This window comes from Thioclava sp. PTB-PU3-1 (genome assembly GCF_055666785.1).
In genome coordinates this window covers 782,175-805,610 of record NZ_JBVNVL010000001.1, presented here as the reverse complement: position 1 = coordinate 805,610, position 23,436 = coordinate 782,175, and the positions used below count along the sequence as shown (strand labels likewise).

The following is a 23,436-nucleotide window of genomic DNA, read 5'->3' as shown; positions in this document are numbered from 1 at the left end:
TCCGCACGCTCCGAACTGCCGCAAAAAGCGGCCAAGCGGCGAAAACGTCGCGAAACCACAAAAGCTCAACCAACTGGGAGTAAAACCAAGATGAAAAAAGCAATGATCCTGAGCACCGCGCTCGTCGGCCTCGTGGCCGGTGCGGCGCAGGCCGAGGAAGTCACTGTCCTTTCCTGGGGCGGCGCTTACGAAAAAAGCCAGGTCGAAGCCTATAACAAGCCCTTTGCGGAAGCGACCGGCATCGACGTGAACATGGAAGCCGCCGACAACCCGGCGACCCCGATCAAGGCACAGGTCGAAGCAAACAACGTGTCGGTCGACGTGGCCGATGTTGAAAAGTCCGACGCGATCCGCCTGTGCGACGAAGGTCTGCTCGAGCCGATCGACCCCGACACCGATCTGGCCGCGTCGCCCGACGGCACCCCGGCGAGCGAAGACTTCATCGATGGCTCCTTCACCGATTGTGGTGTGGCGAACATCGTGTGGTCGACCGTGATGTCCTACAACTCGGACAAAGTTGACGGTGAGCCGACCTCGATCGCCGACTTCTTCGACACCGCGAAGTACCCGGGCAAGCGCGGTCTGCGTAAGTCGGCCAAAGGCACGCTGGAATTCGCGCTGATGGGGGCAGGCGTTCCGGCTGCGGACGTCTACAAGGAACTCGGCACCCCCGAGGGCGTCGACAAGGCTTTCGCCGAACTCGACAAGATCAAGGGCGACGTCGTCTGGTGGGATGCCGGTGCGCAGCCGCCGCAGCTTCTCGCCGATGGGGAAGTCGTGATGTCGACCGCCTATAACGGTCGTATCTTCAACGCCGAAGTCGCCGAGGGTCAGCCCTTCAAGATCGTCTGGGACGGTCAGCTGATGGACTTCGACTTCTTCGTGATCCCGAAGGGCGCGCCCCATATGGAAGCCGCGAAGAAATATCTGAAGTTCGCGACCGAGACCCAGCAGCTCGCCAACCAGGCGAAGTGGATCTCCTACGGTCCGGCACGTAAGTCCTCGGCTCCGATGGTCGGTATGTATCAGGACGGCAAAACCGAGATGGGCCCGCATATGCCCACCGCGGAAAACAACATGCAGAACGCCCTGGTCAACGACTCGGAGTTCTGGGCCGACCACGACACCGAACTGAGCGAGCGCTTCAACGCTTGGCTCGCTGGCTAAAGCCAATAGGGCCGCGCGGCATTTCCATGTCGCGCGGCTCGACCTGTTCGATGTCAGGAGCTCCGCGGATGTCAGCTTTCCGGTCGTCACTGGCCTGTTTGTGCATCGGTCTTTGCCTGTCGTTGCCCGCTGCCTTGCACGCTCAGGCGCAAGACGATGCGGTCGTCGGCTACGAGACCGGCGATACGAAGATGAACGCGGCGATCGGCCAAGCCCGCGCGACCTATGAAAGCGTCTTCATTCCTGCGGTGCGCGCCCGGTCCGGCTCGCAATTCATGCTCAAGGCGGGGATCGATACGCCCGCCGATGGCCTCGAACATATCTGGATCGCGCCGATTTCGATCTCCGCGCAGAAAATCATCGGCACGTTGATGAACGAGCCCGTGCATTTCAAAGCGCATGTGGGGGATGAGATTACCTTCGCGCCGAACCAGATTTCCGACTGGAGCTTTCGCCGCGATGGCAAGCTTCACGGCAACTATACGACGCGGGTGATGCTGCCCGATATTCCCGCCGAGCAAGCCGCGAATTTGCGCGCGCAGCTCGCCCCGCTGCCCTAAGGGGCCAAGGAGACACGATGAGCGACGCAACGATGGATGCGAGCCTGAACGGCCCCGAACCAACACAGTTGAAGACCGCCGACGGGCTGCCGTTGAAGGCCGCCCTTGCGAAATCGCAACTCCGCGCAAAACGCCGCGCCTTCCTTCTGGTCGCGCCGCTGTTCCTCTTCGTTCTGATTACCTTCGTCGTTCCGATCGGGCAGATGCTGCTGCAATCGGTCTACAATGACGGGTTCTCGAAGAACGCGCCGGCGCTGGGGCAATGGTTCAACGAACACCCCCTGGGGTCGCCGATCGACGAGAGCGCCTATACCGCGCTCGCCTCGGACCTCAAGCAGATGAAGGAAAACCGCACGCAGGGCGAGGCGGGCACGCGCATCAACTATGACGTGGCGGGGACGCGCTCGCTGTTCACCTCGACCGCGCGCAAGATCGAACGTCTCGAGCCGCCGTGGAAAGAAGCGATCCTCGGCGTGAACGAGGGGTGGAGCGACCCGAACCTGTGGCGCGCGATGCGCTCCGCGTCGAGCCCCTACACGGTGGATTTCTACCTCGCCGCGACCGATCACACCCGCGACAAGGACAACAATATCGTGCCCGTCGATCCGCAACGCGCGATCTACGGCAAGCTGTTCATCCGCACCGCGATCCTGTCCCTGGTGATTACCGTGCTCTGCATGTTCCTCGCCTTCCCGATCGCGCATCTGCTGGCCTCGCTGCCACTGGCGAAATCGAACCTTCTGATGATCTTCGTGCTGCTGCCCTTCTGGACATCGCTGCTGGTGCGGACGACCTCGTGGATGGTGCTGTTGCAGCAGCAGGGCGTGATCAACGATCTGCTCGTCTGGTCGGGGCTGATCGGCAACGATAACCGGCTGGAGATGATGTATAACCAGACCGGCACGATCGTCGCGATGACCCATATCCTGCTGCCCTTCATGGTGCTGCCGCTCTACTCGGTGATGCGGACCATCCCGCCGAGCTATGTCCGCGCGGCCCGCAGCCTTGGCGCCACCTCGTGGACCGCCTTCCGCCGCATCTACCTGCCGCAGACGCTGCCGGGGATCGGGGCAGGGGCGCTTCTCGTGTTCATCCTCTCGGTCGGCTACTACATCACCCCCGCCCTTGTCGGTGGTGCCGATGGTCAGCTGATCTCGAACATGATCGCCTTCCACATGCAGAAATCGCTCAACTGGTCGCTCGCTGCAGCACTCGCCTCGATGCTGCTGGGCGGCGTCATCATCCTCTACTGGCTCTATGACCGGCTGGTGGGCATCGACAACATGAAGCTGGGCTGAGGAGAAACACAGATGGCCGTTCCCGCATATGCAAGCCCGCTCGAGAGAACCTGGCACTACGCCTATCTCGTGATCTGTGGCCTGATCTTCTTCTTCCTGATCGCGCCGATCGTGGTGATCATTCCGCTGTCCTTCAACGCGGAGCCCTATTTCACCTTCACCGAGAAGATGCTCTCCTTCGACCCCTCCGGCTATTCGATGCGCTGGTATGACCTGCTGCTGACCTTCGGGATGCAGGAGCCGCAGGTGGAGCGTGGCTGGTCGTGGTGGATGGATGCCTGGCAGCATTCGACCTGGATCGACGTGGCGAAGAACTCGGTGATCATCGGCTTCTTCTCGACGATCCTCGCGACGGTGCTGGGCACGCTGGCCGCCCTCGGCCTGTCGCGCCCCGAGATGCCGTTCCGCCGTGCCATCATGGCGGTGCTGATCTCGCCGATGATCGTGCCGATCATTATCACCGCGACGGGGCTGTTCTTCTTCTACTCGAAGACCGGGCTGGCGCATTCCTATCCGGGCATCATCATGGCCCACGCGACCTTGGGCATTCCTTTCGTGATCATCACCGTGACCGCGACGCTGGTGGGTTTCGATCACTCGCTGACCCGCGCGGCGCAGAACTTGGGCGCGGATCCGCGCACGACCTTCTTCAAGATCGTGATGCCGCTGATCCTGCCGGGCGTGGTCTCGGGCGCGCTGTTTGCCTTCGTCACCTCCTTCGACGAAGTCGTCGTGGTGCTCTTCGTGGCGGGCTATGATCAGCAGACGATCCCGCGTCAGATGTGGAACGGTATCCGCGAGCAGATCAGCCCCGCGATCCTTGCGGTGGCCACGATCCTCGTCTTCGTATCGATCGCGCTTCTGACCACGGTCGAGCTGCTGCGCCGCCGCTCCGAGCGCCTGCGCGGGATGTCACCCGGTTAAAGCGCGTCCAGCGTCAGCGGGCAGCGCTCGCCCTCATAAAACGTCTCAAGGAGCCGGGTGAACACCGGCTCCTTTTTCTTTGAGGCGGCCTCGAACAGCGTCGCGCAAGAGCGCAGCTTCAGCGCATCGACCGGCCCCATTATCTCCTCGATGGGCGTGCCCGCATGGGCGAGCACCGCCTCGGATGCCTCCACCAGCCGCGCCCGCAACACCGGATCGACGAGATAAGCCTGCGCCTCCGCCAGATCCGCGATCCCGTATTCCACCGCCCGGGGCGAACGCCCGAGCGAGGCCAGTTGCGGGAAGATCCACCAGATCCAATGGCTGGTCTTCCGACCTTGGCGTAGCTCGCGCAGCGCGGTCGGATAGTCGCGGGCTTGGGGGGCGTGGAAGCGTTGGGTCATGGGATGAGCCTAACACGCTCTGGACATCGCGAGGAGGGCCGCGTCCGACCCGAGGGTGGGCGCAATCGCGCCCGCCCTGGGGGCGGGTCGGGCGCGGCCCGGCCTAGGGGCCGGGCGGGAGGTGTGGCGATGACAATGCAGGAAAATCTCGAGGCCGATGCTTGATCCGTTTCTAAAGGCCGGTCGCGAGCTGCCTAAGGTTTAAATCACCTTTTCGGTAGATAGTGATCTATAATGGCATCAAAATATTGCTCATAACTTTCTAGAACATACTTTTTAGGTTTAGTTTTTTGCGACTCAAAAACTAATTCGGGCATATTTGGGAAAAATTCCTCGTAGTCCTCAAAGGAAAAATCGACAAGAGAGACGTTGAAGTCCTGTCGCATTTTTTTCGGAATATTCTTGTGCGCTTTTAGTGAGGCTCGTGCTAATAGTCTGTATAATCTGTAAGACGAAATAATCATTCCATCGCATGCGATGGGAACTTCTCTCATAATGTTCAGATATGTTTGATCAATGACATCACTTTTTGTCGGATATCCAAAGTAGAGGGCGAATTTTGTTTGTTCTGTGCGGTTTTTCTCCTCCGCTTTAAAGCTCTTGATCCAGTTATTCCGCTCTCGCAAAAGTATCTTCAGGTTTTGAGAGTTCAGTATTAAACTTGACATGTATGATGTCGCCTTAAGGTCGAACAATGCGAGCGTTGAGAGTTTTTGGGAAAGCTCTCCAGCCAGATGATTGTTGACCTCAATTGTGAGCAAGTCGTATCGCTCTCGGATGACCTTCTTTACCGTCGGCGTTCCGAGGGTCCGGAGTACACGGCTTCGCGATGCCTCATAGTCATTCGATAGCTTTGATAAGTGTTGCCGTTTGAGATCTAAGGCTTCTTTGCAAGTTAGCCCCGCAAGCGTTGCGGCTTTGTATATTCTTTCAAAATTCTCAATTGATATTTTCGTGCGATGTTGGCGCTCCGATAGTCGAAAAGCAGAATAAGCGCCAATCACCGCGCCACCAAAGCCTGCGATTAAATTGGACCAGTCGAAATTAGCGCTTAAAAACTGAATTGGCATCAAAAGAAAGATTACTCCCCCCACACCTCACAAAACTCCCGCCACTCGCCTTTGCTCATGCCAGAGGTCTCCTGCGTGATCTCCTCGCCCGCCAGACGGCGCTTCAGCAGCTCCACCGCCTTGCCCGACAGGTTCACCCCGCCCAGACGGTAATCCTCGAAGGCCGAATAGGCCGCGGGCACCCAATCCTTGACGATGTCGCACATGGTCTCGGCATAGACGCGGATCTCGTATTGCGCGTGACTGTCGGCGCGCAGGCGCAGGAAGTGGAAGAGGTTGTGCAGGTCCACCTTCCAATACCATTGCGTGTAGATATTGGTGGGCAGGTTCATCCGTGCCAGTTCCCGGGCGAGGCCCTGTTTGCCTGCATCCTCGTCGGGCGTCAGCATGTCCTCGTAATGGTCATAGGCGCGCATCGCGTCGTCGCGCAGGATGTCGAGCACGCGGGCGGCCTCGGCACCCTCCAGCACCTGACCGCGGCCCTGATGGTTCTGGCTCGATTGCGCGGCGAGTTGGCTCGCCTCGGGGATGTAGAATTCGCGATCGAGGATCGAGTAGCGCGCGGAGTATTCGTTGACGTTCGCGGTGCGGTGGCGGATCCACTGGCGCGCGACGAAGACCGGAAGTTTGACGTGGAACTTGACCTCGCACATCTCGAACGGGGTCGAATGCCAGTGCCGCATCAGGTAGCGGATCAGGCCCGCGTCGCTGTTCACCGTCTTGGTGCCCCGGCCATAGGAGACGCGCGCCGCCTGCACGATCGCGTTGTCGTCGCCCATATAGTCGATGACCCGGACCACCCCGTGATCGAGCACTTCATGGGCGGTATAGAGCCGCTTCTCCATCCCCGGCGAGACCGCCCGCGCGGTCATTTGCGTCTCGGCGCGCTGTGCGTCGATCTCGGCTTGTTGTTCGGGGGTGAGCGCCATGATGTCCTCCGGATGTCTCGAATCGATCTCCACTATATATGCGATGGGCGGCTCTAGGAACCGCCATATCCTGTGGATAAGCCGGGGTGCTTGCCGCGGCTGCCTCAAGGGCTATCCTCCGGTTAACCGCAATCAGTTCCAAGGGAGCCTGTTCATGAAAATCGAATATCTGCACACGATGGTCCGCGTGCTCGACCTCGAGAAATCGAAAGCCTTCTACGAGCTTCTGGGCCTCAAGGAACGCCGCCGCATCGAAAACGACAAGGGCCGCTTCACGCTGGTCTTCATGTGCCCGCCCGAGCAGGACGACGGCACGGCGGATGTGGAACTGACCTGGAACTGGGACGGCGATAGCGGGCTGCCCTCGGACAGCCGCCATTTCGGCCACCTCGCCTATCGCGTCGAGAACATCTACGAGATGTGCCAGCACCTGATGGACAATGGCGTGACGATCAACCGCCCGCCGCGCGACGGTCACATGGCCTTCGTGCGCTCGCCCGACAATATCTCGATCGAGCTGCTGCAGATGGGCGAGCCGCTGCCGATCCAGGAGCCGTGGTCGAGCATGGAGAACACCGGCAGCTGGTGATCACTTACGGAAGTGATCCTTGAGCTTGTCGAAGGGGCTGCGGGTTTCCGTGGCCTCTTTCTTTTGCGGTGCGGGCTGCGGGGCGTCTTGCGGGGCAGGGGTGTCGGCTTTCGCAGGCGCTTTGGTTCCGGTCGACGAGCGCGGCGGCGCGACCCGCAGGCTCACCGCGTTGAGGAATTTCGAGCCGTCGCCCGCCGCCAGCGCGGGCGCCCCGTCCGAGATACCACGCAGCAGGTCGTCGAGCATCTCCTGCTCCGCCTTCGGGAAATCGTTGAGCACATAGCCCGCCACGCGGTCCTTGTGCCCCGGATGGCCGATCCCCAGCCGCACCCGCGCATAGTCGGGGCTCATATGCTGATGGATCGAGCGCAGCCCGTTATGCCCCGCATGTCCGCCGCCCTGTTTGAGGCGGCACTTGCCGGGGGCGAGGTCCAGCTCGTCATGGAAGACGGTGATGTCGGAGACATTGACCTTGTAGAAATCGGCGGCCGCGCGCACGGATTGGCCGGACAGGTTCATGAAGGTCTCGGGTTTCAGCAGCACAACGCGGGTCGAGCCGAAGCGGCCCTCACTCACCTGACCCTGAAACTTGCCGCGCCACGGGGCGAAGCCGTGATCCTCGGCGATCCGGTCGAGCGCCATGAAGCCGATATTGTGACGGTTGTTCGCGTATTTCGCGCCCGGATTTCCTAGGCCCACCCAAAGCTGCATGCGTCTCCCCTTTCGAACGCCGGTGTCGAGGCTCTGCTCACCGAGGGATATGTGAGCGGGCGCGCAGGGGAAAGGGGGCGTCGCGCTTAAGCCGCGCGGTATTCGACATAGGTCGGGCGTCCCGACTCGCCTAGGATGATCGGGCGCTCTTGCGGCTCGGGCAGGGCGAATTCATCGAAGAGGCGCTCGCTGGTCTCGTCGATATTGCATTTCGCAATTTCTTCATACCCGTTGCGCGGGAGTCGTCTCGACGCGAAGCGGTAGAACGGGCGGAGAACCGGACGCAGCACCGCGTAAACGGCGCGACCAATTGCGCTGAGCATTCTAGGCGGTAGCACCACGAATGCTGCAAGAACGAGTGCGATAAGCTCCAGCATGTGACTAGCCTTTAGGTTGTATTACCTTCGAAGCTATCGCGTTTTGGAAAAAAGGCGAGAAATTTTTTGTTCACATAAATGTGAGCATGCGTCGCCTGCGGCGTGCCGCGCATCCGGGGAGCACGGCTCTGCGCAAAGAAAAACGGGGCCCCGAAAGGCCCCGTCTCGAAAATCTCATCGGAAGAAGAATTACTCTTCGGTCGCTTCTTCGCTGGCTTCTTCGCCTTCGTCCTCGTCGGAGGAACCGCCACCGAAGCCTTTCGGCGGGGCGACGTTCGCGATCACGAAGTCACGCTCGATGGTCGGCTTGGCGCCTTTCGGCAGGTCCACGTCGGAGATGTGGATGGTGTCGCCGATCTGCTTGCCTTCGAGGTCGACCACGATCTGCTCGGGGATGTCACCGGCGAGAACGTTGAGTTCGACTTCCGGGCGCACTGCGACGAGGGTGCCGCCGCGCTTAAGGCCGGGCGCCTTCTCGTGGTTGATGAACTCGACATGCACGAAGAGCGAGATGCGCGAGTTGCGGTGGGTGCGCATGAAGTCGACGTGGGTCGGCAGGTCCTTGACGACGTCTTTCTGAACGCCGCGGCAGATCACGCGGACATCTTCCTGGCCGTCCATCTTCAGGTTGAAGAGGGTGGACATGAAGCGGCCTTTACGCAGGCGGGTGATCAGGCGGTTGTAGTCGAGGTTGATTGCAACCGGGTCCTTGCCGTCGCCGTAGACGATACCGGGCACGAGGCCCTCACGACGCGCTTGCCGAGCGGCCCCCTTGCCCGTCCCCGTACGCGCCACGGCTTCGATCGTTTCGATCTCTTTTGCCATAACTGGTCTCCAATTTGTCAAAGTGATGGGCCGCCTCCAAGGGTGTCGGGCCCATGAAGCCGCGCGGATACTCGGGATTGGCCGAGTTGGCAAGGGGAAAGCGACGGTACGGCAGAATCCGGGTTGCTATAGAAGGATATCTGACTAGCGTCAGGAATCATCTCGGACTCAGGTCAGGTATTCCCATGGACGCACTCGCACATATACGCCGGTTCAACCGGGCCGTCACCCGGCAGGTGGGCGCGCTGAATTCTTCGTTTCTCGATCGTGGGCGGCCGTTGGGCTCTGCGCGGGTGCTCAATGCGATCGGGCGCGGGCAGGGCGACGTCGCGAAGCTGCGTCAGGCTCTGGCGCTCGATTCCGGGCTGATGAGCCGTCTGCTGCGCGGGCTGGAAAGCGAAGGGCTGATCGTCGTGGAGGACGATCCCGAAGACGGGCGGCGCCGCATCGCGCGTCTGACCGAGGCGGGGCAGGCGGAATTCGCGGAATACGAACGGCTCTCTGATGCGCAGGCGGCGGATATCCTCTCGCGCCATCCCGACCAGACCGCGCTCTTGGCGGCGATGGATCTGATCGCGACGGCACTGACCCGCGCCGAGATCGAAATCGTGCCCTGCGATCCGCTCGACCCGCGGGCGCGGGATTGCCTTCAGCACTATTACGCGGAACTTGCCGCCCGGTTTGAAGGTGGCTTCGATGTGAACCTGTCGAAAGATCCCGAGGCCGACGATATGCGCCCGCCCCGTGGCACCTTCCTGCTCGCATTGTCCGACGGAGTGCCGGTGGGCTGCGCGGCGCTGAAGGGCGGGGCGGATTATGCCGAGGTGAAGCGCGTCTGGATCGCGCCTGCCGCGCGTGGCCTCGGGCTGGCGCGGCAGTTGATGGAGGCGATCGAGGCGGCGGCGCGTGAGTTGGGCCAGCTGCATCTGAGGCTCGATACGAATTCGGCGCTGCCCGAAGCGGTCGCCATGTATCACCGCTTCGGCTGGGACGAGATCGACCGCTTCAACGACGATCCCTATCCCGACCGGTTCTTCGAGAAGCGCCTAAACCCTTAGGAGCTCGCCCTCAGGAATAGGTGTCGAAGAAGCCGTTGGGGATCAGCAGATCGTCCCGGCCAAGATCCTCGATCCGACGCTCGCCGCACAGCGCCATCGAGGTGTCGAGCTCCTTCTGGATAACCTCCAGCGCCTTGGTCACGCCCGGCTCGCCCATCGCGCCCAGACCGTAGACATAGGCGCGCCCGATCATCACGCCCTTCGCGCCAAGCGCGAGCGCCTTGAGCACGTCCTGACCCGAGCGGATACCGGAATCCAGCCAGACCTCGGTCTTGTCGCCGACCGCGTTGACGATCTTCGGCAGCATCCGGATCGAGCTGAGCGCCCCGTCCAGCTGACGCCCGCCATGGTTCGAGACCACGATCGCATCGGCCCCGGTCGCGGCGGCCATCTCGGCGTCTTCCTCGCTGAGGATCCCCTTCAGGATCACCTTGCCGCCCCACATATCCATGAGCTGCTTGATCCGGTCCCAGTTCAGCGACTGGTCGAACTTCTCCGCGGTCCACGACGACAGCGAGGCCGGGTCGGCGGCGCTGTCCACATGGCCCACGATATTGCCGAAGAAACGCCGCTTGGTCTGCAGCATCTCAATGCCCCAGCGCCATTTCGTCGCCAGATCCGCCAGCACGGCTGGGGTGAATTTCGGCGGCGCGGTGAGGCCGTTTTTCAGATCCTTGTGCCGCTGGCCCAGCAGTTGCAGATCGACCGTGATCACCAGCGCCGAACAGCCTGCCGCCCGTGCCCGCTCCAGCACGCGCTTGTTATAGTCGTCATCGGTCAGCGTGTAGATCTGGAACCAGAAGGGCTGGCTGACATTCTCGGCGACGTCCTCGATCGAGCAGATCGACATGGTCGAGAGCGTATAGGGCACGCCGAATTTCTCCGCCGCCTTCGCCGCCTTGATCTCGCCATCGGCGCGCTGCATACCCGTCAGCCCCACGGGCGCGAGCGCCACCGGCATCGCGACCTCCTGACCCAGCATCGTCGATGTCGTCGTGCGCCCCGTCATGTCCCGCGCGATACGCTGGTTGAGGCGGATCTGCGCGAAGTCCTCGGTATTCTCGCGGAAGGTCTGCTCGGTATAGGAGCCGCTTTCCGCGTAATCGTAGAACATCTTCGGCGTGCGGCGCTTATGCAGACGTTTCAGATCGGCGATGGAGGTGATGACGGGCATGGGTGTTCCTCTCTCCGTGGTTAAGTTTCCTTACCAATCCCTCGAAATTTGCGCAATCACCCATCGCAAGGCTTGCAATCATGCGCGATCCGTTCCCATCTCGCCAAGCGAACACGAAAAGGAGAGCGGTGTGAACGAGATTTGGCTCGGCCTGATGGGCGGCATGGTGGCGGGCGTCGCAACGGCCGCCGGGGCGATCCCGGCGCTGCTCGGGCGCTCCATGAGCCAGCGCACCGCCGACACGATGCTGGGCTTCGCGGCGGGCGTGATGCTCTCGGCCTCGTATTTCTCGCTGATCCTGCCGGGCATCGACGTGGCCGAGACCATGTTCGGCTCGGTCTGGGTCGCCGCCGCCATCGCCGCGATCGGCATTGCCATCGGCGCGGGCTTCGTTGCCTGGCTGAACGCAACCCTGCCGCACGAGCACTTCACCTCCGGGCGCGAAGGGGCAGACGCGGCGCAACTGGCGCGGATCTGGCTCTTCGTGATCGCGATCACGATCCACAACTTCCCCGAGGGCCTGTCGATCGGCGTCGCTTTCGGCGCGGGCAACGAGAATGGCTTCTCGGTGATGACCGGCATCTCGCTGCAGGACATCCCCGAGGGGCTGGCTGTGGCCGTCGCGCTGATCGGGCAGGGCTATACCCGCCGCAAAGCCTTCTTCGTCACCGCGATGACCGGGGCGGTCGAACCCGTGGGCGCGCTGGTCGGCGCGGCTGCCGTGTCGGTCTCCGGCGCGTTGCTGCCATGGGGGCTGACCTTCGCGGCGGGGGCGATGCTCTACATCATCAGCCACGAGATTTTGCCCGAAACCCACCGCAACGGGCACCAGAACCGCGCGACTGCGGGGCTGCTTTTCGGGCTGATCCTGATGATGTTCCTCGACGTGACGCTTGGTTAAACCCTCTTTACTTCCGCGCTGCCCCGGCATAAGCGCAAAGCATGATCGCACGGACCGCATATATCGCCCGTCCCCGACGTCGCCGCTGAAGCGCCTGACGTCCGATCTGCCGTGGCATGCCGCCACACCCTATCCCAAATCGCTGACCTTAGGCCCCTGAATGTTGACAGCCCCCCGGGACTGTTGCACGCATTTGCCTTCTCTTACTGGAGTTTGACCCGATGATCCCCTCCGTTTTGCCGACCTATAATCGCGCACCGCTCGCCTTCGTGAAGGGCGAGGGCTCTTGGCTGGAGACGGCGGACGGGACCCGATATCTCGACATGGGCGCGGGGATCGCGGTGAATGCGCTGGGTCATGCCGCCCCCGAACTGGTCGAGGCGCTGACCGAGCAGGCGAGCAAGCTGTGGCATGTCTCGAACCTCTATCAGATCCCGCAGCAGCAGGCGCTGGCCGATGCGCTGGTCGAGAAAACCTTCGCCGATACGGTCTTTTTCACCAATTCCGGCACCGAGGCCGCGGAACTCGCGATCAAGATGGCGCGGAAATACTGGTCCTCGAAGGGCGAAGATCGGACCGAGATCATCACCTTCGATGGCGCGTTCCATGGCCGCTCCACCGGTGCGATCTCGGCCACGCCGAACTCGGAGAAGATGGTGAAGGGCTTCGGTCCGCTGTTGCCCGGTTTCACCCAGCTTCCCTGGGGCGATCACGAGGCGCTGAAGACTGCCGTCACCGACAAGACCGCCGCCATCCTGATCGAGCCGATCCAGGGCGAGGGCGGTATCCGCCCGGTGCCCGATCAGTGTCTGAAAGGACTGCGCGATCTCTGCGACGAGACCGGCGCGCTCCTGATCTTCGACGAGGTGCAATGCGGCGTGGGCCGTTCGGGACGGCTGTTCGCGCATGAATGGGCGGGCATCACCCCTGACATCATGATGGTCGCGAAGGGCATCGGCGGGGGCTTCCCGCTGGGCGCTGTGCTGGCCACCGAAGACGCCGCCTCCGGCATGGTCGCGGGCACGCATGGCTCGACCTATGGCGGCAATCCGCTGGGCTGCGCGGTCGGCGCCAAGGTGATGGAGATCGTCTCCGAGCCCGCCTTCCTCGATCAGGTCAACGCGCGCGCTGGCTTCCTGCGTCAGAAGCTCGAAGGGCTGATCGCCGCGCATCCCGACACGTTCGAGAGCGTGCGGGGGACCGGTCTGATGCTCGGGCTCAAATGCAAGCGCGCGCCGACCGACTTGGTCGCTGCCGCCTATGATCAGCACCTGCTGACCGTGCCGGCTGCCGACAATGTGTTGCGCCTTCTGCCCGCGCTGAACATTTCCGAGGCCGATCTGGCCGAGGCCGTGACCCGTCTCGATGCCGCCGCGTCGCAACTCGAAAAGGCCGCCTGACTTCCTCTTGGCGTAAATATCCTCGGGGGCTGCGCGGGAGCGCAGCGGGGCGGACAGCCCCTCAGGCCCCTCCACGAAAGACAAACCGATGAACCATTTTCTCGATATCCACAAAACCGACCCCGCTGCGCTGCGGTCCATGATCGACCAAGGCATCGCGATGAAGCAGGCCCGCAACGGTCGCCCGAAAGGCGCGCCCGATGACGAGCAGCCGCTGGCCGGTCACATGGTCGCGCTGATCTTCGAGAAGCCCTCGACCCGGACCCGCGTCAGCTTCGATGTCGGCGTGCGCCAGATGGGCGGCCAGTCGATGGTGCTCTCGGGCGCGGATATGCAGCTGGGCCATGGCGAGACCATCGCCGACACCGCCCGCGTTCTGTCGCGCTATGTCGATCTCATCATGATCCGGACCTTCGAGGAGGAAACCCTGCTCGAGATGGCGGAATATGCCTCGGTGCCGGTGATCAACGGTCTCACCGACCGCACCCACCCCTGCCAGATCATGGCCGATGTTATGACCTATGAAGAGCAGCGCGGACCGATCGCGGGCAAGAAGGTGGTCTGGTCGGGCGACGGCAACAACGTCTTCGCGAGCTTCGCCCATGCGGCTGCACAGTTCGGCTTCGATCTGACCTTCACGGGTCCGGAAACGCTCGATCCCGAGCGCGCTTGGCTCGACGTGGCCGAGAAGGCGGGCCACCCGATCACCATCGAGCGGGATCCGGTCAAGGCGGTCGAAGGCGCCGATCTGATCGTCACCGATACCTGGGTGTCGATGCACGATCCGGAATCCGCGAAGGAGCGTCGCCACAACCAGCTGCGGCCCTATCAGGTCAACGAGGAGCTGATGAGCCACGCCAAGCCCGACGCGCTTTTCATGCATTGCCTGCCCGCGCACCGCAATGACGAGGCGACGAGCGGCGTCATGGACGGCCCGGCCTCGGTGATCTTCGACGAGGCCGAAAACCGTCTGCACGCGCAAAAGGCGGTGATGCGCTACTGCCTCGGCAAATAACGACAGCAGCCGGGCAGGGGGTTACTCCAGCCCGGCGATGATCGCGCGCAGCGTCTCGATCCCTTCGCCCTTCTCGGACGAGGTCAGCACGATCTCGGGGAAGGCGGCCGGGTGCTTCGTCAGCGCCTTGCGCACCTGATCCAGCACCTTCTCGCAATCTTTTGCGCTGACCTTGTCCGCCTTCGTCATCACGACCTGGAAGGGGACGGCAGCGCGGTCGAGCAGTGTCAGGATTTCCTCGTCCACCGTTTTCACGCCGTGACGCGTGTCGATCAGCACGAAGGCGCGGCGCAGCGTGGCGCGGCCCGAAAGATAATCCTTCAGCAGCGCCTGCCATTTCGCGACCACCGCCACGGGGGCCTGGGCAAAACCATAGCCCGGAAGGTCGACCAGATAGGGACCGTCCTGCGTGGTGAAATAGTTGATCTCCTGCGTCCGGCCCGGCGTGTTCGACGCCCGCGCAAGGTTGCGGCGGTTCGTCAGCGCGTTGATCAGGCTCGACTTGCCAACATTGGAGCGGCCCGCGAAACAGACCTCGATCCGGTCGGCAGGCGGCAGCCCCTTCATCGCGACGACGCCCTTGAGGAAATCGACGGGAGCGGCGAAAAGCTTGCGTCCGCGCTCACGCGAAAAATCGTCGGGGGCCTCGGCCAGCGGGAAATTCAACTCCATCAGAGTACCTCGATCTTGTCGCCGCGCGCGATGCGGCCCGGTTTGGTGACGAGGCAGAACACGCCAAGGTCGGTATGCCCGTAGTGGCGTTCCAGCTCTGCCAGCATGTCGATATCGCGTTCGCCCGTCTCGAGATTGGCGTCCGTCGCACGGCAACGCCCGATACAGGCACGCAGTTGCAGTTCCGCCTCGCCAACGCGCACCGTCTTGCCGATCAGGTCCATCTCCGCGAAAGGCTCCCAGCCCTCGACCCAGAGATTGGCGCGGAAGCGACGGCGGTCGATCGGCTTGCCCACCCGTGCCGAAAGATCGTCGAGCGAGGCCTGCCCGATCAGCGAAACATAGGGCAGGGGGTCGTCGGTGAAGGCCCGGTCGGGGCCGCGCACCAGCGCGGTCGGGCGCGGTGCACTGTCCGGCCAGAAGGTGCGCAGCCATTCGAATAGCTTGCGCTGGTCGGCTTCGCGCTCGGGGTCGATCTCGAGATGCCACTGCTCGGGATGCTCCAGCAGGATGTGCCCGTTATCGAGCATCCGAGAGGTGACCCCCATCAGCCCCGGCGCGGAGCGCCCGATCACGAAGTTGATCTTCTGCCCCCAGCTATCGGCACGTCCATCCGCGCCGACGCCCACCTTGGAGCGCTCGTGCAGCACCGCCCACTCCCGGTCGCAAGGCAAGACGCGCCCCTCTTCAAGGGACGCGTCCTTCAGTTCCTCTACCCCGATCGACTTGATCGGATGTCGGTAGATGCGAGAGAGCGTTGCGCTCATTTCTTCTCTTCGGCGGGTTTCTTCCGCTGGAAGCTCTCTTTGATATTGCCGAACAGATCCGGGCGTTTCCCGTGCATCGACATGATCGTGTACTGCTGGAGGAACGTGATGGTGTTGTTCGTAATCCAGTACAGCACGAGGCCCGAGGCGAAGCTGCCCAGCATGAACATGAAGACCCACGGCATCCAAGCGAAGATCATCGCCTGCGTCTTATCCGTCGGCGCCGGGTTCAGACGCTGCTGGAACCACATCGACACACCCAGCAGGATCGGCAGGATACCGAGCGACAGGATGAAGAGCGGCGAGCCCGGATCGGGCGCTGCGAAGGGCAGTAGGCCGAACAGGTTCAGGATCGAGGTCGGATCGGGGGCCGAGAGGTCATGGATCCAGCCGATCCACGGCGCGTGATACAGCTCGATCGTGACGTAGATCACCTTATAGAGCGAGAAGAAGATCGGGATCTGGATCAGAAGCGGCAGACAGCCCGCGGCGGGGTTCACCTTGTGCTTCTTGTAGAGCTCCATCATGCCCTGCTGCATCTTCTGGCGGTCGTCGCCAGCGGCTTCCTTCATCTTCTCCATCTCGGGCTGCAGCTCTTTCATGCGCGCCATCGAGATGTAGGACTTCCGTGCCAGCGGGAAGACGATCAGCTTGATGATGAAGGTCAGTGCGATGATCGCCCAGCCCATGTTGCCGATCGCGCCATGCAGGAAGTGCAGCAGGCGGAACATCGGCTTGGTGAGGAAGTAGAACCAGCCCCAGTCGAGCGAGTCGACGAATTTCGGGATCGGGACATTGTCCTGATAGTCGCGCAGGGTTTCCCATTCCTTCGCACCGGCGAAGAGGTGGGTCTGCGCGTCGCCCTTGGCGCCGGGCGCCACGTCGATCACCGGCAGGCGGGTCTCGGTCTGGTAGATGTCGGACTTCTCGCCGGAATATTTCACGACCGAGGTGAACGGGCCCGAAATCGGCGCCAGAACGGTCTGCCAGTATTTGTCGGTGAAGCCCGTCCAGCCGGCGTCCTGCACCTGCTTGATCTCGGCCTGACCCTCGGCGCCCTTGTTATCGAGCTTGGTGATGTTCTTGTATTTGATCTCTTCGAGATTGCCGTCATCCATCGCCACGAGGCCTTCGTGGAGCACGTAGACGCGGCGCTCCTGCGGGATGCCGTGACGCGCGATGATGCCGTAGGGGGCAAGCTTCACGGGCGCATCGGTGCCGTTCTGCACCGACTGCTTGACTGTGAAGAGATACTTGTCGTCGACAGAGATTTCGCGCTGGAAGGTCAGGCCGTTGCCATTGTCCCATTGCAGCGTGACGGGGGTGTCGGGCGTGAGCTTGCCGTTTCCGACCTGCGTCCAGACCGTGTTCGGGCCGGGCACCTGATCGCCGGGCAGACCGCCTGCGGGCAGCCAGCCATAGACGACGTAATAGGGCAGGGTCGAATTGCCGGTATCGCCGCTGATCGGCGACAGAAGCCGCACGTCGGGCGAATCCTCGGCCAGCGTTTCCTTGTATTTCTTGAGCGAGAGGTCGTCGAAACGCCCGCCGAGAGTCGAGATCGAGCCCTCGACCGCGGGGGTGTCGATCTCGATGCGCGCGGCGCTCTGGGACTGGGCGCTCGCGGCCTGCGACATCGTCGCCGTATCGACCGGTGCGCCCGTGGAGTCGGCGGCGGTCTTCGGTGCGATATCAGTGCCTTCGGGCGTAGCGCTCTGCTCCGCGACCGGTTGGCTCGGTGCCGTTGTCGTGTCTTCCGTGGGCGGGAAGAAGTAGGTCCAGACGCCCAGCACGAGCGCGGAAAGCACCACCGCGAGAATGAGATTCTTGTTTTGGTTGTCCATGAAACCCTAATTCCACAAGCCTGTCGAAAACTTGCATGGGTTCAACAGAAGGGGCAGCCAAAGGTCAAGCCATTTTCCCTTGAAACAGTGGATCGGGCATGGTTTGCGATCACGCTTTCGGCCCAGATCCGGGGTCCGCAGTCGCAAAGCCCGGCCTGCGACTCGGTCTGCGGCCCGGTCTTTGGGGTGGCTCAACGCCTACCGATTTGCGGCGTCGCGTCGAGCTTGGTGCGATGGCGTTCCGCCCATTCGAGGAATTCGCTGATCGGCATTGGTGCGGCAATCGCCGGGCCCTGCACCGCCGAGCAGCCCAACTGGCACAGCATCGCGTGTTCGGCGATCCCCGGCACCCCTTCGGCGAGCGTCTCCAGTCCCAGCCCCTCGGCCATCGACACGATCGCGGCGGTCAGGCGCTGGTGTTCGGTGTTGTGGTCGATCTCTGCCGTGAGCGAGCGATGGATGCGCAGCCGCTGCGGCCCGATCTGGCGGATCGTCTCCGCCGAGACGGGTCCGGAGCCGAAACCCGCCAGTTCGATCAGGCAGCCGAGGCGCTTGATCGCGTGCAGCGTATGGCTGCAGACCGGATCGTCGAGCCGCGCCACCATCGCCTGCGGGACGATCAGCCGCAGCCGGTTCGGGGCGATCTCGAAGCGGTCGAATTCCCAGGCCAGCCGCTCGGCCAGCTTCGGGTCGCCCATCTGTCCGGGCAGGAAGGGAAGCGAGGCCGGGCCGAAATCACTGCCGTCGCGGGCGATGTCGCGCAGCGCACCGAAGGCCGCGTAAAGCATCACCTCGGAGAAGCGCGCGCCAAGCCCTGCAGACTCGATTGCGGGGAGTATCTCGCTTTCGGTCAGAATTCCGCGTTGGGCATGAAGCCAGCGCGGAATCGCCTGAAACCCGCTGATATCGCCTGTGTCGGTGGAAATCTGCGGCAGGAAAAACGCCTTGATATGGCCCGCTTCGAGCGCCTCTCCGACACTGGCGGACAGCGGATGCGCGCCCAGGTCTTTCGTGGCGTTCTTGTCCGAGCGGGAGGAGCGGATCGCACCGGGGCCAGATTGCATCGCACGGTTGGCCGCGGTCTCGGCGCGCGAGAGCGCCGCCTCCGCTTCTGTATTGGCGCGCGCGTCGGCCTTGGCCTGCGTGGCCGCGTCGTCGCGATAGGCCGGGGCTGCAGCACTTCGGCCCACGAGGTGAAACCCGATATGCATGGTGATCTCCTGCGTCTGCTCGGCAATCACGTAAGGCTCGCTCACCGCTTCCTGAAGGCGGCCGCAAAGCTGGATCATCCCTTCGAGGCCAAGCCGTGGCGTCGGACGCAGCAGCACCGCGAAGCGCGCGCCGTCCCAGCGCGTGACCACATCGCCGCTGCGCAACTGCGCCTGTAGCCGTTCGCCAATCCGGCGCAGCAGAAGGTCGAATTCCTTCGGGTGCAGCCGCCGCAGCACCTGATCGGGGGCGTCGAGCCCGAGGATCAGGCATCCGGTCGGGCGATTGCGCTGCTGTGCGTCCTGCAAGGAGGCGGCCATCTCGGCAATCGCGGCACTCGGTGGCAGCAGGCCGGTCGCGGGGTCGCAGCCTTCCTCGTCGATCTCGGGCGGAACGGGCAGGGGGCGTGTCATCCAGCCCACCAGAATCGCGGTCAGACCGATCAGCACCATCGCCTCGGGTCCGACCCAAAGCAGGGCGAGCCCGCAGGCCGGCAAAAAGGCGATCATCTCGCGTCGGAGCAGAACCGGACCCGGCTTGCCGTTATATCTTGCGCGCAGCTCTGATTTGCGGGCGGCGCGCTTGCCCCCGTCATTACCCATGACACCTACCCCCGTGGCACATGCGGGCCCCTCAAGGCCCCCTTCGCCAGCAAGGCTAGATGTCATTCGTGTTCAGCCGGTTAATCGCGCTCGCGCAAAACCGGGACGTTTTCGTTAAAATCCGCTTCACCCTCCGCGCGGCGCTCGAGCCCCGCGAAATCGAAGATCGAGGGGTCGCACAGATGCGAGGGGCGCGCGTTCATCAGCGCCTTGAACATCTTGTTGCGGCGGCCGGGCGCGTTCTTCTCCCAGCCGTCGAGCATCATCTTCACCTGCTGGCGCTGCAGCCCGTCCTGAGAGCCGCAGAGGTCGCAGGGGATGATCGGATAGTCCATCGCGCGGGCGAATTTCTCGCAATCGGCCTCGGAGACGAAGGCGAGCGGGCGATAGACGAAGAGATCGCCTTCCTCGTTCAGCAGTTTCGGCGGCATCGTCGCAAGCCGCGAGCCGTGGAACAGGTTCATGAAGAAGGTCTCGAGGATGTCGTCGCGGTGATGGCCCAGCACGACCGCCGAGCAGCCTTCCTCGCGCGCGATCCGATAGAGGTTGCCGCGCCGCAGCCGCGAGCACAGCGCGCAATAGGTGCGGCCCTGCGGGACCTTGTCCATCACGATCGAATAGGTGTCCTGATATTCGATCCGGTGCGGCACGCCCATTTTCTCGAGGAATTCCGGCAGCACGGTCGCGGGAAAGCCCGGCTGGCCCTGATCGAGATTGCAGGCCAGCAACTCCACCGGCAGCAGCCCGCGCCATTGCAGCTCGTGCAAAACGGCCAGCAGCGTGTAGCTGTCCTTGCCGCCCGAGAGGCAGACCAGCCAGCGCTGCCCGCGTTCGATCATCCCGTATTTCTCGATCGCCTCGCGGGTCTCGCGCACGATGCGCTTGCGCAGCTTCTTGAACTCGGTCGTCGAGGGTGCGCCTGCGAAAAGCGGATGGATCGGGCTGTCTTCGTCATCAAGCATCTGGAGTGTCCTTCGCGTCATGCGCATGGGCGCAACGATGGGCGGCGTCATATTCGGGATCGGCCCCGGGCACCGGGTCGTAGCCATGCCCGCCCCAAGGGTGGCAGCTCAGGAGCCGCTTCCCGGCCAGCCAGCCACCCTTCACCGCACCATGCCGTTCGAGCGCTTCGAGCGCATAGGACGAACAGGTCGGCTGGTAGCGGCAGCCATGCCCCATCCAGGGGCTCAGCAGCAAGCGATAGGCATGAACCGGCAGGGCGAGGATTCGGGCGAGGGGGCTCATTTGCGTTTGCTCCCCTTGGGCTTGCGCGGCCGCGGTGGGGTGATCGGCAAATCGTGAATGATCGTGAGCACGGTCTCGAATTCGGCCAGCATGGCGGCGAAATCGCGGGTGGCGGTCGCCTCGGGGCGCCCGACCAGCACGTAGTCCCAGCCCGGCCGACCCGCCTTGGGCAGAACGGCGCGGGCGATCTCGCGCAGACGCCGTTTCGCGCGATTGCGTGCCACCGCATTGCCGAGCTTCTTCGAGCAGGTGAAACCCACGCGGATCAGATCGGGGGCGACAGGCTCGTCTTCGCGGCGCTTGCGCGCCTGCAGCAGAAAGCCGGGCATCCCCTTACGCTGCGCCGAGGCCGCTTTCAGGAAATCCGCCCGCTGCCGCAGAACCGCGGTCGGACGAGTCGGATCATCTGAGCGTATGGCGGCCATCAGGCGACCTCCGGCGAATAAACGACGCGCAAAATAGCGAAGCCGCCGGTCTTTTCACCGATCCGACCCGAGGGCCCGACCTGCGAAAAGCATCCGGCGGCGTCAAAAGCCAGTCGCGGCTGTAACGGCCTTAAGCCGACAGACGCTTACGGCCCTTCGCGCGACGGGCGTTGAGAACCCGGCGTCCACCCTTCGTGGCCATGCGGCTGCGGAAGCCGTGGCGACGGGCGCGAACGAGGTTCGACGGCTGGAACGTGCGTTTCATCGTTTTCACTCCGGTTCGGGCCCAGAAACAGGATTCGAGGGCCAGATAGCATTTCGAAGCCGCTCTTTAGTGACCTCTCCCCTCCAAGTCAATTCGCGAAAGCGGGTTTTTTCCGGCTTTTCCGGTCGCTTCCCACGGATCGTGACCTCTCACGGGGTTTTGCCTTCTGCGCGAGCCGCCTATCTTGTGCGCAAAGCGCGGCTGACGCAGGGGACGGTATCCTTGCATCCTGACCGGCGGTGCATCAAGAGTGACATTGAAGGGGACGGGCCGATCCTGCGGGACGGCCTTGCGTTTGATAGGCGATGAAAGTGAACACTCTTTCAGGGCGGTTTCTGATCCTGACCACGGTTTTCGTGGTGCTCGCCGAGGCGTTGATCCTTTTGCCGGGTTTGGCGAATTTTCGTGAAGACTATCTTTTGACGCGACTCGAGCGTGCACAGATCGCCTCACTTGCTCTTCTGACCACCGACACCACCATCGCGCCCGATCTGGAAAAAGAGCTTCTGTCCAATGCGGGCGTCTTCAACGTGGTACTGCGCAGAGACGCGGCGCGGCAGCTGGTGCTGTCCTCGCCGATTCCCTCTCCGGTGACCGAAACCTACGACCTGCGCGATTCGACCGAATGGACGCGGATACGCGATGCGGTCCACGCGCTCTTCGATTCCGGGGATCGCGTGATCCGGGTGCTGGGGCAGCCGGTGCAGAAGGGCGGTATCGTGATCGAGGTGACGCTCGCGACCGAACCGATGCGGATCGCGATGGTCGAATACGGGCTGCGGCTCCTGTCGATCTCGGCGGTCTTCTCGGTGATCACCGCCGTTCTGCTGTTCCTTCTCGTGCGTCGCCTGATGGTCGTGCCGATCAAGCGGCTCGTGGCGCATATGTCTTCTTACGCGGACGCGCCCGAGGATGCGCGGCGCATCATAACTCCGCAGGCCAGCGTCGAGGAACTGCGCGTGGCGGAAGAGGCGCTGGCCTCGATGCAGCAGCAGCTCACCGCGTCGCTGCGCCAGAAGGAGCGTCTCGCGCAGCTCGGGCAGGCGGTCGCCAAGATCAGCCACGACCTGCGCAACATCCTCACCACGGCGCAGCTCTTTGCCGACCGGATGGAAAGTTCGGACGATCCCGGCGTGAAACGCGCCGCCCCGAAGCTGACCGGCTCGATCGAGCGCGCGATCAACCTGTGCGAAACGACGCTCGCCTTCGGCAAGGCCAAGGAGCCGCCGCCGACGTTGTCGCGCTTTATGTTCGGCGAACTGGCGCAGGAGGTTCTGGAGAACGAAGAGCACCCGAGCGAAGGCCCGCTCGTCGATTTCGTCACCGACATGCCGCCGAATCTGGTGATCCGCGCCGACCGCGAGCAGCTCTATCGCGTGCTCAACAACCTCGTGCGCAACGCTCGTCAGGCGATCGAAGCGACTGGCCAGAACGGCACGGTGGAGATCGGCGCAGGCGAGAATGCCGATGGCTGGTGGATTCGCGTCCAAGATAGCGGCCCCGGCCTGCCGGAGACTGCGCGCGAACACCTCTTCAAGCCTTTCACGGGCGGCACGCGCGCGGGCGGCACCGGCCTTGGCCTCGCCATCGCGGCCGAGTTGATTCGTGGCCATGGCGGGCGTCTGGACCTGGTGCGGACCGACGGCAACGGCACCGAGTTCCGGATCTTTCTGCCCTCGGATATCGCGCTGGATTGCGCCTCCGAGAAGGGCGCGGGCGCAATTTCCTGAGCCTGCGCGGGGTTACGTTCCGGGACGTGCGTACTGATCTTCAGGGCTTCCGCGAGGGCATCCAAGAATTTTGACGGTTTTCCAAAATTGCCTCGAATTTGCTCTTGCATCGCTCCGACGTGGCCGTTACATCGCCCCACATAAGCGGACCCGTAGCTCAGCTGGATAGAGCACTTGACTACGAATCAAGGGGTCGGGCGTTCGAATCGTCCCGGGTCCGCCATTTCCCCCTCCTGCTGAAAACAAATGCCTCGCAGGCCATACCTGTCGTTCGC

At 63.0% G+C, this 23,436-nt stretch carries 25 protein-coding genes and 1 tRNA gene; 11 read left to right on the top strand and 15 right to left on the bottom strand.

Translation table 11 applies throughout. The features are described 5' to 3' along the window. Positions 1-90 precede the first annotated feature (90 nt). From ACZ7GB_RS03720 to ACZ7GB_RS03705, 4 genes are all read left to right on the top strand, one after another. Positions 91-1,167, top strand: coding sequence for an ABC transporter substrate-binding protein (locus tag ACZ7GB_RS03720; protein ID WP_078599532.1), 1,077 nt, complete (start codon positions 91-93; stop codon positions 1,165-1,167). Between the two features lie 68 nt (positions 1,168-1,235). Continuing rightward, entirely contained in the window at positions 1,236-1,727 is a 492-nt protein-coding gene (locus tag ACZ7GB_RS03715) for a YegJ family protein (RefSeq protein ID WP_472157677.1), read from the top strand. A 17-nt stretch (positions 1,728-1,744) separates the two neighbouring features. Beyond that, positions 1,745-3,025, top strand: coding sequence for an ABC transporter permease (locus tag ACZ7GB_RS03710; RefSeq protein WP_472157676.1), 1,281 nt, complete (start codon positions 1,745-1,747; stop codon positions 3,023-3,025). 12 nt (positions 3,026-3,037) lie between these two features. Continuing rightward, positions 3,038-3,949, top strand: coding sequence for an ABC transporter permease (locus tag ACZ7GB_RS03705; RefSeq protein WP_078539814.1), 912 nt, complete (start codon positions 3,038-3,040; stop codon positions 3,947-3,949). On the opposite strand, the gene ACZ7GB_RS03700 is transcribed toward ACZ7GB_RS03705, so the two are convergent. The 3 genes from ACZ7GB_RS03700 to thyX form a co-directional block, all read right to left on the bottom strand. Then, positions 3,946-4,353, bottom strand: a complete 408-nt coding sequence (locus tag ACZ7GB_RS03700) for a DUF1810 domain-containing protein (RefSeq protein ID WP_472157675.1) — start codon at positions 4,351-4,353, stop codon at positions 3,946-3,948. The two genes, ACZ7GB_RS03705 and ACZ7GB_RS03700, sit on opposite strands and share 4 nt — an antisense overlap. A 206-nt stretch (positions 4,354-4,559) precedes the next feature. Continuing rightward, on the bottom strand, positions 4,560-5,423 hold the full coding sequence (locus tag ACZ7GB_RS03695; RefSeq protein WP_472157674.1) for a hypothetical protein: 864 nt from the start codon (positions 5,421-5,423) through the stop codon (positions 4,560-4,562). Positions 5,424-5,434: 11 nt separating this feature from the next. Further along, complete coding sequence (gene thyX, locus ACZ7GB_RS03690) at positions 5,435-6,352, bottom strand: FAD-dependent thymidylate synthase (RefSeq protein ID WP_472157673.1); 918 nt, start codon at positions 6,350-6,352, stop codon at positions 5,435-5,437. A gap of 154 nt (positions 6,353-6,506) precedes the next feature. Between thyX and ACZ7GB_RS03685 the strand changes: the two genes are divergently transcribed. After that, complete coding sequence (locus ACZ7GB_RS03685) at positions 6,507-6,941, top strand: VOC family protein (RefSeq protein ID WP_078519753.1); 435 nt, start codon at positions 6,507-6,509, stop codon at positions 6,939-6,941. Here the strand turns inward: ACZ7GB_RS03685 and pth are convergent, their stop codons facing one another. From pth to ACZ7GB_RS03670, 3 genes are all read right to left on the bottom strand, one after another. Continuing rightward, positions 6,942-7,652, bottom strand: coding sequence for an aminoacyl-tRNA hydrolase (gene pth, locus ACZ7GB_RS03680; RefSeq protein ID WP_472157672.1), 711 nt, complete (start codon positions 7,650-7,652; stop codon positions 6,942-6,944). It lies immediately after the preceding gene. An 86-nt stretch (positions 7,653-7,738) separates the two neighbouring features. Further along, the gene (locus ACZ7GB_RS03675) at positions 7,739-8,029 is read right to left on the bottom strand and encodes a hypothetical protein (protein ID WP_078599527.1); all 291 of its coding nucleotides are present in this window, start codon (positions 8,027-8,029) and stop codon (positions 7,739-7,741) included. Between the two features lie 189 nt (positions 8,030-8,218). Then, on the bottom strand, positions 8,219-8,854 hold the full coding sequence (locus ACZ7GB_RS03670; protein ID WP_078569525.1) for a 50S ribosomal protein L25/general stress protein Ctc: 636 nt from the start codon (positions 8,852-8,854) through the stop codon (positions 8,219-8,221). A 185-nt stretch (positions 8,855-9,039) separates the two neighbouring features. On the opposite strand from ACZ7GB_RS03670, the gene ACZ7GB_RS03665 reads away from it, so the two are divergent. Further along, positions 9,040-9,912: a bifunctional helix-turn-helix transcriptional regulator/GNAT family N-acetyltransferase gene (locus ACZ7GB_RS03665; protein ID WP_472157671.1), complete on the top strand. Its 873-nt coding sequence runs from the start codon at positions 9,040-9,042 to the stop codon at positions 9,910-9,912. 10 nt (positions 9,913-9,922) lie between these two features. Here ACZ7GB_RS03665 and ACZ7GB_RS03660 read toward each other — a convergent pair whose 3' ends face one another. After that, complete coding sequence (locus ACZ7GB_RS03660) at positions 9,923-11,086, bottom strand: alpha-hydroxy acid oxidase (RefSeq protein ID WP_472157670.1); 1,164 nt, start codon at positions 11,084-11,086, stop codon at positions 9,923-9,925. Positions 11,087-11,240: 154 nt separating this feature from the next. Here ACZ7GB_RS03660 and ACZ7GB_RS03655 point away from each other — a divergent pair, with 154 nt between their 5' ends. From ACZ7GB_RS03655 to argF, 3 genes are all read left to right on the top strand, one after another. Next, positions 11,241-11,987 carry a ZIP family metal transporter gene (locus ACZ7GB_RS03655; protein WP_078520030.1) on the top strand — a complete coding sequence of 249 codons (747 nt, stop codon included), beginning with the start codon at positions 11,241-11,243 and terminating at the stop codon, positions 11,985-11,987. 221 nt (positions 11,988-12,208) lie between these two features. Next, positions 12,209-13,387, top strand: a complete 1,179-nt coding sequence (locus tag ACZ7GB_RS03650; RefSeq protein WP_472157669.1) for an acetylornithine transaminase — start codon at positions 12,209-12,211, stop codon at positions 13,385-13,387. Between the two features lie 88 nt (positions 13,388-13,475). Beyond that, on the top strand, positions 13,476-14,402 hold the full coding sequence (gene argF / locus ACZ7GB_RS03645) for an ornithine carbamoyltransferase (protein WP_078519747.1): 927 nt from the start codon (positions 13,476-13,478) through the stop codon (positions 14,400-14,402). A 21-nt stretch (positions 14,403-14,423) separates the two neighbouring features. Here the strand turns inward: argF and yihA are convergent, their stop codons facing one another. From yihA to rpmH, 8 genes are all read right to left on the bottom strand, one after another. Then, the gene (gene yihA / locus ACZ7GB_RS03640; protein ID WP_472157668.1) at positions 14,424-15,074 is read right to left on the bottom strand and encodes a ribosome biogenesis GTP-binding protein YihA/YsxC; all 651 of its coding nucleotides are present in this window, start codon (positions 15,072-15,074) and stop codon (positions 14,424-14,426) included. Further along, complete coding sequence (locus ACZ7GB_RS03635) at positions 15,074-15,841, bottom strand: MOSC domain-containing protein (RefSeq protein WP_078569520.1); 768 nt, start codon at positions 15,839-15,841, stop codon at positions 15,074-15,076. Before ACZ7GB_RS03635 ends, yihA begins: the two co-directional genes overlap by 1 nt. Further along, on the bottom strand, positions 15,838-17,685 hold the full coding sequence (yidC, locus tag ACZ7GB_RS03630) for a membrane protein insertase YidC (RefSeq protein ID WP_472157667.1): 1,848 nt from the start codon (positions 17,683-17,685) through the stop codon (positions 15,838-15,840). The genes ACZ7GB_RS03635 and yidC overlap by 4 nt, the downstream gene beginning before the upstream one ends. A 191-nt stretch (positions 17,686-17,876) precedes the next feature. After that, positions 17,877-19,496 carry an EAL domain-containing protein gene (locus ACZ7GB_RS03625; RefSeq protein WP_472157666.1) on the bottom strand — a complete coding sequence of 540 codons (1,620 nt, stop codon included), beginning with the start codon at positions 19,494-19,496 and terminating at the stop codon, positions 17,877-17,879. 80 nt (positions 19,497-19,576) lie between these two features. Further along, a complete protein-coding gene (ttcA, locus tag ACZ7GB_RS03620) occupies positions 19,577-20,458 on the bottom strand; it encodes a tRNA 2-thiocytidine(32) synthetase TtcA (RefSeq protein ID WP_078539799.1) in 882 nt (293 codons plus the stop codon). Then, on the bottom strand, positions 20,451-20,741 hold the full coding sequence (yidD, locus tag ACZ7GB_RS03615; RefSeq protein ID WP_472157665.1) for a membrane protein insertion efficiency factor YidD: 291 nt from the start codon (positions 20,739-20,741) through the stop codon (positions 20,451-20,453). The genes ttcA and yidD overlap by 8 nt, the downstream gene beginning before the upstream one ends. Continuing rightward, positions 20,738-21,166, bottom strand: coding sequence for a ribonuclease P protein component (gene rnpA, locus ACZ7GB_RS03610; RefSeq protein ID WP_077701152.1), 429 nt, complete (start codon positions 21,164-21,166; stop codon positions 20,738-20,740). The genes yidD and rnpA overlap by 4 nt, the downstream gene beginning before the upstream one ends. A gap of 130 nt (positions 21,167-21,296) precedes the next feature. Then, positions 21,297-21,431, bottom strand: coding sequence for a 50S ribosomal protein L34 (gene rpmH, locus ACZ7GB_RS03605; protein ID WP_075776231.1), 135 nt, complete (start codon positions 21,429-21,431; stop codon positions 21,297-21,299). 305 nt (positions 21,432-21,736) lie between these two features. On the opposite strand from rpmH, the gene ACZ7GB_RS03600 reads away from it, so the two are divergent. Then, positions 21,737-23,161 (top strand): sensor histidine kinase, encoded by a 1,425-nt coding sequence (locus ACZ7GB_RS03600; RefSeq protein WP_078539797.1) that lies wholly within the window; start codon positions 21,737-21,739, stop codon positions 23,159-23,161. 146 nt (positions 23,162-23,307) lie between these two features. After that, positions 23,308-23,384, top strand: a tRNA-Arg gene (locus ACZ7GB_RS03595). Positions 23,385-23,436: the final 52 nt, after the last annotated feature.

Coding starts and splice junctions, on each gene's coding strand:
- ttcA (WP_078539799.1), bottom strand. CDS start 20,458: ATGCTTGATGACGAAGACAGCCCGATCCATCCGCTTTTCGCAGGCGCA.
- ACZ7GB_RS03670 (WP_078569525.1), bottom strand. CDS start 8,854: ATGGCAAAAGAGATCGAAACGATCGAAGCCGTGGCGCGTACGGGGACG.
- rnpA (WP_077701152.1), bottom strand. CDS start 21,166: ATGGCCGCCATACGCTCAGATGATCCGACTCGTCCGACCGCGGTTCTG.
- yidD (WP_472157665.1), bottom strand. CDS start 20,741: ATGAGCCCCCTCGCCCGAATCCTCGCCCTGCCGGTTCATGCCTATCGC.
- ACZ7GB_RS03710 (WP_472157676.1), top strand. CDS start 1,745: ATGAGCGACGCAACGATGGATGCGAGCCTGAACGGCCCCGAACCAACA.
- ACZ7GB_RS03715 (WP_472157677.1), top strand. CDS start 1,236: ATGTCAGCTTTCCGGTCGTCACTGGCCTGTTTGTGCATCGGTCTTTGC.
- ACZ7GB_RS03720 (WP_078599532.1), top strand. CDS start 91: ATGAAAAAAGCAATGATCCTGAGCACCGCGCTCGTCGGCCTCGTGGCC.
- rpmH (WP_075776231.1), bottom strand. CDS start 21,431: ATGAAACGCACGTTCCAGCCGTCGAACCTCGTTCGCGCCCGTCGCCAC.
- ACZ7GB_RS03675 (WP_078599527.1), bottom strand. CDS start 8,029: ATGCTGGAGCTTATCGCACTCGTTCTTGCAGCATTCGTGGTGCTACCG.
- ACZ7GB_RS03705 (WP_078539814.1), top strand. CDS start 3,038: ATGGCCGTTCCCGCATATGCAAGCCCGCTCGAGAGAACCTGGCACTAC.
- yihA (WP_472157668.1), bottom strand. CDS start 15,074: ATGGAGTTGAATTTCCCGCTGGCCGAGGCCCCCGACGATTTTTCGCGT.
- ACZ7GB_RS03650 (WP_472157669.1), top strand. CDS start 12,209: ATGATCCCCTCCGTTTTGCCGACCTATAATCGCGCACCGCTCGCCTTC.
- ACZ7GB_RS03660 (WP_472157670.1), bottom strand. CDS start 11,086: ATGCCCGTCATCACCTCCATCGCCGATCTGAAACGTCTGCATAAGCGC.
- thyX (WP_472157673.1), bottom strand. CDS start 6,352: ATGGCGCTCACCCCCGAACAACAAGCCGAGATCGACGCACAGCGCGCC.
- yidC (WP_472157667.1), bottom strand. CDS start 17,685: ATGGACAACCAAAACAAGAATCTCATTCTCGCGGTGGTGCTTTCCGCG.
- ACZ7GB_RS03665 (WP_472157671.1), top strand. CDS start 9,040: ATGGACGCACTCGCACATATACGCCGGTTCAACCGGGCCGTCACCCGG.
- ACZ7GB_RS03700 (WP_472157675.1), bottom strand. CDS start 4,353: ATGACCCAACGCTTCCACGCCCCCCAAGCCCGCGACTATCCGACCGCG.
- ACZ7GB_RS03600 (WP_078539797.1), top strand. CDS start 21,737: ATGAAAGTGAACACTCTTTCAGGGCGGTTTCTGATCCTGACCACGGTT.
- argF (WP_078519747.1), top strand. CDS start 13,476: ATGAACCATTTTCTCGATATCCACAAAACCGACCCCGCTGCGCTGCGG.
- pth (WP_472157672.1), bottom strand. CDS start 7,652: ATGCAGCTTTGGGTGGGCCTAGGAAATCCGGGCGCGAAATACGCGAAC.
- ACZ7GB_RS03655 (WP_078520030.1), top strand. CDS start 11,241: ATGGGCGGCATGGTGGCGGGCGTCGCAACGGCCGCCGGGGCGATCCCG.
- ACZ7GB_RS03625 (WP_472157666.1), bottom strand. CDS start 19,496: ATGGGTAATGACGGGGGCAAGCGCGCCGCCCGCAAATCAGAGCTGCGC.
- ACZ7GB_RS03635 (WP_078569520.1), bottom strand. CDS start 15,841: ATGAGCGCAACGCTCTCTCGCATCTACCGACATCCGATCAAGTCGATC.
- ACZ7GB_RS03695 (WP_472157674.1), bottom strand. CDS start 5,423: ATGCCAATTCAGTTTTTAAGCGCTAATTTCGACTGGTCCAATTTAATC.
- ACZ7GB_RS03685 (WP_078519753.1), top strand. CDS start 6,507: ATGAAAATCGAATATCTGCACACGATGGTCCGCGTGCTCGACCTCGAG.